A 1,791-nucleotide genomic window follows, 5' to 3' on the forward strand; every position below is an offset into this window, starting at 1 on the left:
AAATCCGTAGATTTGTTTGAAAAATTAGGCGATTCTTACTATTTTAATGCAAAACTAAAAGAAGCAAACAAATGGTACAAAGAGCTGTTTGCACTTAATGAAAAAGTAGAACCAGAATATTATTATAGATACTCGCAAACACTAAAAGCAGTTGAAGATTATGCAAATGCAGATGTGTATATGGAGCGTTTTAGAATAAATTTGCCGGGAGATAACAGAGCAAAATTATATAATGATCAAAAAGATTACAAAGCAGTAATTGCGAAAAATTCAGGTCGATACGAAGTAAAACCAACAAAAGTTAATACTAAAATGTCAGATTACGGTTCAGCTATTTTAGGCGATAAATTAATTTTTGCCTCATCACGCGATCACGTTGGTTTAGTAAAATCAAGTTCAAAATGGACAGAAGAAGCATTTACAGATTTGTATGCTGCAGATAAATCAGAAGACGGAACATTAAGTAATCCAAAAAAATTTTCTAACTCAGTCAACTCAAAATTTCACGAAGATAGCCCCGTTTTTACAAATGATATGAAAACGGTATATTTTACAAGAAATAATTACAAAGACGGAAAAACAGGAAAAGACGATAGAAAAGTAATTTTGTTAAAGTTATACAAAGCCACTCTAATCGAAGGGAAATGGCAAGATATTGCAGAATTGCCATTTAATAGCGACCAGTATAGTGTAGCGCACCCAGCCTTGAGTCCAGATAACAAAACACTATATTTTGCTTCAAATATGCCAGGAAGCAAAGGTCAGTCTGATATCTTTGCAGTTTCAATTATTAGTGATAATACTTACGGGACACCTGTAAATCTTGCAAAAATAAACACAGAAGGAAGAGAAACTTTTCCTTTTGTTACATCAGATAATGAATTATATTTTGCCTCCGACGGTCATCAAGGTCTAGGAGGATTAGATATTTTTGCTACAAAATTAACAAAAAGTGGTCTTCCAGGTCAAGTTATAAATGTTGGAGCACCCGTAAATGGTCCTATGGATGATTTTTCATTTATGATAGAAAAGCCATCTCGAACAGGATATTTTTCTTCAAATAGAGAAGGCGGTTTAGGATTAGATGATATTTATTACTTTAAAGAAAATGAAGCGATAAACCTAGACAGCTCACACCTGCTAGAAGGTATTGTAACAAATTCTGAAACAGGAGAGATACTAGATAATGCTAAAGTGACTATTTACGACGAAGAATTTAATCCAATTCTCTCAGTCACTACAGATGATAAAGGATATTATACCTTTGCAGTAGAGCAAGGTAAAAAGTACCACGTCAGAGCAGAAAAGGACGAATACGAGACTAAAGAACTTCCTGTTACAATTCCTAGAACCCCAGGTAAGACCTATGTGCCAATTGCAACAGCAAAAAAGATACGAGTAATAAAAGTTGGCTCTGATATTGCTAAGGCGTTAAGTATAAAAATGATTTATTTCGATTTAAATAAATCTGTCATTAGAAAAGACGCATCAGTAGAATTGGCTAAAATTCTTACAGTTTTAAATCTAAATCCTACGATAAAAATAGACATCAGATCCCATACCGACAGCCGTCAAACTGCGGCATACAATATGTCACTTTCAGATCGTAGAGCAAAATCTACAATCGAATGGTTGGTACAAAAAGGAATAAGTCCTGACAGATTAACAGGTCGAGGTTATGGAGAATCTCAATTAGTAAATGAGTGTTCAGATGGTGTAAATTGCACAGGAGAGCAGCATCAATTAAACAGACGAAGTGAGTTTATTATCATTTCGATGTAATATTGAAAA

At 33.9% G+C, this 1,791-nt stretch carries 1 protein-coding gene; it reads left to right on the forward strand.

Going from position 1 to position 1,791, the window contains the following annotated elements:
* A partial coding sequence (locus tag B0A57_RS11915; protein ID WP_089082006.1) for an OmpA family protein occupies positions 1 to 1,782 on the forward strand: 1,782 nt, incomplete at its 5' end.
* Between the last annotated feature and the right edge of the window lie 9 nt (positions 1,783 to 1,791).

It is taken from the genome of Flavobacterium psychrophilum DSM 3660 = ATCC 49418, from assembly GCF_002217405.1.
GTDB lineage: Bacteria > Bacteroidota > Bacteroidia > Flavobacteriales > Flavobacteriaceae > Flavobacterium > Flavobacterium psychrophilum.